General features: G+C 31.3%; 5 protein-coding genes. All 5 read right to left on the reverse strand.

The features are described 5' to 3' along the window. Positions 1 to 323: 323 nt before the first annotated feature. Positions 324 to 707: an ASCH domain-containing protein gene (locus PHF25_08730; protein MDD4528094.1), complete on the reverse strand. Its 384-nt coding sequence runs from the start codon at positions 705 to 707 to the stop codon at positions 324 to 326. After that, on the reverse strand, positions 685 to 2,217 hold the full coding sequence (locus tag PHF25_08735; GenBank protein ID MDD4528095.1) for a PIN domain-containing protein: 1,533 nt from the start codon (positions 2,215 to 2,217) through the stop codon (positions 685 to 687). Before PHF25_08735 ends, PHF25_08730 begins: the two co-directional genes overlap by 23 nt. An 8-nt stretch (positions 2,218 to 2,225) precedes the next feature. Beyond that, entirely contained in the window at positions 2,226 to 3,068 is an 843-nt protein-coding gene (locus PHF25_08740) for an HNH endonuclease (GenBank protein MDD4528096.1), read from the reverse strand. Then, a complete protein-coding gene (locus PHF25_08745; protein ID MDD4528097.1) occupies positions 3,068 to 4,135 on the reverse strand; it encodes a hypothetical protein in 1,068 nt (355 codons plus the stop codon). Before PHF25_08745 ends, PHF25_08740 begins: the two co-directional genes overlap by 1 nt. 348 nt (positions 4,136 to 4,483) lie before the next feature. Continuing rightward, a partial coding sequence (locus PHF25_08750; protein MDD4528098.1) for a tyrosine-type recombinase/integrase occupies positions 4,484 to 4,740 on the reverse strand: 257 nt, incomplete at its 5' end.

Below are 4,740 nucleotides of genomic sequence, written 5' to 3' on the forward strand. Positions count from 1 at the left end.
TAACGGATGGCGGTATGAAACGTTGGGGATTGCGGGCTACTTTCCTGTCCAGTTACACCGAACTTAATGCGGGGCAGGACGCCTACATAACCACCTAAACCCCAATGTTTTATACCGCATGTTGTATGCTGGGCTTTATTCATTGTCAATTCATTATCAATTTATTACAATCTAAAATTTGTTCAATCGAAGAACTGCTGTTCCCGAAAAAATTAGTTTTTAGGGTCGGCAAAAAAGCGGTGGCAAACAGCAAGCTCTATTGCAATTTTTGGCCGTGTGTTGGTTTGTGCGAATTGCAATTGTGCTTGGCTGTGTGCTGTAGCCTAAACCATACATTCTTCTAAATACATAAATGATTGAGGTGGAGTGGCATTAAAATCATCTTTTAAGGATAGGGCTTTATCATACCTTTTCACTTTTTTAATTTTTATTGCAAATCCACGTTCCTTATTACTAAAATATTCAAAGAAAAAATCCTCAGAAATACCTGAGAAATCTTTCGTCTTTTGCCACAAATTAATTAAATCCTCATTAATTATTGAATCAATTTCAAATTCACCAATCACTCTTTGAACTGGAGAAGATGCATAAACAACAACTGTTTTAACATTTCTATTTTTAAAAACAGAACGGCGAAACTCATATTTTTTTGTTCCGTCAAATATTTTTTCTGCATATTCTGGTTTAATCGATAATAAGACTCTCATTAGTTTCAGTTTCCTTTAAAATTAATTTAAATTGTTCTTTTGTAATCTTTTTTAATCCTCTTAATTCGTTTTCTACACCTGAAATTATTCCTAATTCCAATAATCGTTGTCTATTAATCCTTTTTCCCGTTGGAAACGAATGAGTATATAAAAAGTTTATAATAAAAGGTTTGTATTTGGGAGACCAGTTCCAAAATTCCTTCAAACCTTTATCTGTAAAAATACTCCTTTTTCGACATTTAAGAATAAAATCATTCTCATCAAGAATGTTTTCTATTTTATCTTCAGCAATCGCAATTGTGGTAATTACACTGCTATAATAAGCTGACCTATCTTTTGCCGCTGTTCTATAAAAAACAATAATATCACCTTTATTTATATTTCGTTCAATTGAACGTGTTATATAAGCTTTGCTAATTGCATTTCTATGAGGTTGATTTTCAATAAAATCATATGGAGATTCTGTAGTTAAGATAGAATCTGGCAATAATTCTGTATGATAATCTGGGTAAATAGGTATCATATAGATGTTTGTCTCTTTTGATAGATATGGGAAAGTAAGTTTTGGGTTTTCCTTATTAAAAGAAGGGGTAAAATCACGAATGTATACTAATTCTTCACCATTTTCAGTCAACTTAGTACCATAAAAAACAAATCCCCAATCCTCTAAAAGTCCAATCAATCTTTTTTGTTCTTCCCTTTTTTCAAAAATAGTTACATAGATTTCGTCAACTTTATTTTGAACTGCATTATCAAAGATTATTTTCACAAAACGTTCACCTAACCTCACTCCATTGCTTATAACCTTGAATGTGCCTATTTTAAGTCTTTTCTTTGGTTTAAAAACAGGGGTAATATCTGAATAATTTTCATCTCGGTTTTCGACTTTCAAAAACAGGAATGAAAGTATTTTCCCTTTATTTATTGTAACATATGCAGTCTCGTCTGATTTTTTTATAAACCATTTTTCAAAACCTCTATAATCCTCCTTAAAGCTATCAAAAAAAGAATCAGAAATATCTATTTCTCCGAACAACTTCTTTGTTACAGAAAGTACCTTATAATCGACTAATTCGGGGTTCTCAGATACAACTTTTTCAAGAAAAGAATCAATTTTAAAAACCCTATCTGCGATTCCTAGCATTTCAGCTTTAGTATGGATTTTTCTATCCTCTGTTATTAGGAAATCAATCCTTTCACAATAAATTTCATTTAATAAAACCGTGTCATTTTTATCATTTTGATTAACATCAATTTTAGTAGACACGACCTTAACTTCCCTGGCTAAAGGAGTTGTTGTTTTTAATACTTCGTAACTCTCAAGTTTTACACTAAGGGTATCAACTGTTTGCTTGTTACTATTCTTTTTAATTTCTTCGACTGTGATAGGATGAACACATTTTGTGTATTTCCCTTTATCAAGCCATCTAAAAAGCACTCCAATATCAACATTAAGAATTCGACTAGCTTCTCTGTGAATGACAATATTTGTGTCTAGCAATACCTTCATATAACAAATTAAAAATTATGAAATTCATTCTTTTCCATCATTAAAATTGACCTATTATCATTATTATCAAGCCATTTATAATATGCCTCTAAACCATTTCCTGTTAAATTGAGGGTGTGTTCTAAACCCATAATTGCACAGACGAAATACAAATCCTCCATTTTGTGATTTTCCCCATTAATTATAGGATTATTCGGAATAAGGAAATCATATTCGTACATAGTTTGCAAAGGAGGTGACAAATCATTATTACTACGCCCTATTATTCTATCTTCGTCATAAATCTTTCTAATATGATAAGGCCAGAATTTATAATTCTTACCAAATCTAACAAAATCTCTTAACGGGTCTAGACCTTCGTTTTCAATAAAGTCATTTTGCCAGTTATCAATATTCAGTACCCTATGAGCCAATGCTTCTAAGGCAACTTTTCCCAGAAATTTAGAGATATGAATATTGTCAGAGGGTGGTTGCTCTAGTTGAGGAATGTAGAATTGTTTGAATTCGCCTTTCCGCATCCTTTCAAATAATTCTTTGTCCTCAATATTTACCTCAATTACTTTATTATCATTTAAGTGTATTTCTAATTCACCAATATTAGGAGTTGCAATAAAACCAGGTATTCCAGGTATTTTTCCTTTTTTTGTCTCAATTTCATTCCGACCACGCAATGATTTATAATATGGAAGCTCTAATACTTTCTTTTCAATCTTACGAGCAAAATAATTATTGCATTTATCACAGACTGCACCTTTAGGTAGTGTATAAGATTTGTTTCCTAAACTTTCAGGGATAATATGTTCTTTGGATTTAGAACCTGAACTATCTATTTTGCAAAAAATACATCTCATCAATTAAATCTTAACTTAAATGCTATCCATTTCCATAACCTTGTTATATAGTTTATAATTGTTGGCCAGATAAAGTATATTAACATTGAAAATGCGATGAAAAAGGCGATGAGAATTTCAAAAGGCAAATTACCCCAAATATCAGTGAATGATAAAACAGGATTAAATGAATTACGATATGCTGGAATAAACAATAAGAATCCACAAAATATATTAATCAGAATAGCTAATGCAAATTGCCCCGTTCCAATTCTTTCACGAGAATATACGGAAAAAAAGCCGTAGCTTTCTTTTTTATCCTTTTTGTTAAATACGACAACTAACTCATCCTTTTTAACTCTTTTATCAAGTATGTATTTTTTGAAAGGTTCATCTTCAAGTGTTCTTATATTTTTTAGTGCTGTAGCATCAAAAAAAGTTAAATCATATGAATTTGGGAGGATATTAAAATAGAAACAGGAGTTAATTGTACAAAGAGTATGAGTTCTCAAGTCAAGTTTTGAATTCTCTGGCAAATTCCTTTTCTCATTTAATTTAACATCATAAATGATGGTTGAACTGCTAATTCCTCTTTTTCGGGTTGATAATTCGGCTGTATTTGGCTCTATATAAAATCGAAAATAAAGATTAGCAACTTCAGGGAAAGAAGATTCAAGATAGGGTTTAATATTGAGGCTAATATTGACGATTTTATTAGACATATCAATGGTTGATTTTAATGGAATAATAAATAAAGGTTCTCTACCAGAAAACTCTTGAACAACACCTTCTTTTCTTTGACCTCCATCAACAAAACGAGTACTTTTTATTGAGTCATTGAAGATGAATCTACAATTATCAGAATCTATTAATCGCTCATACAAATCGACTATTTTATATTTAGCTTTTATCCATGGAATATAAATACTAAATTCAAGTGTGTCATTGTTAATTGATTTATCTCTTTTAATTTCTCCACCAAATTCAATTAATGCAGTATCATTTATAAATTCCCAAGAACATATATGAAAACGTTCAATCTCAATTTCATTCGCTTTGTCTGTATAGATAAAATAATTGTTTTCCATATGTTCTTTATATTAGATGGTTTGCGTGAGACGAAAATTGCACTCTTTTGCAAATTTCGGTTTGTGTGTCAGCCTGTGTGATTTGCAAATGTGTGCAATGTGCGTGGGCTTCCCCAACTGTCCCGAAGGGCAGAAGCGGGTCGGCAAAAACTAATTTTTTCTTGCACAAACCTTTAATAAATGAGTCAATATTTTCAATCCGTTTTTTCAAATTTTCCAATTCAATTATCAATGAACCGCTGTCTTTTCAGCCTTGCATACAACTTGTTTATAGGTGTGTAAAAGGTGCTTTAAGGGTAGTAAGTGTCTGGGGCTAACCAAACCTTTATTGGGGTTTATATTTATTCTTTATAGATCAAAGTCGTCGGTGGGATTTTTTATGTTTTTTAGGCCAATCATACTTACATGGGTATATATTTCTGTTGTTTTGCTGTTTTTGTGGCCAAGCAACTCTTGAATGTATCTCAAACTTACTCCAGACTCTAAAAGATGAGTTGCATAACTGTGTCTTAAACAGTGCAGTGTAAAGTTATGTTTTTTATATACTCTTCCCAAATATTTATAGAAAATTTTTTCAAGGCTTGTTTCACTGTATTGACTTCCTT

The sequence above is a fragment of the Candidatus Margulisiibacteriota bacterium genome, from assembly GCA_028706105.1.
Taxonomy (GTDB): Bacteria; Margulisbacteria; Riflemargulisbacteria; order GWF2-35-9; family DYQY01; genus DYQY01.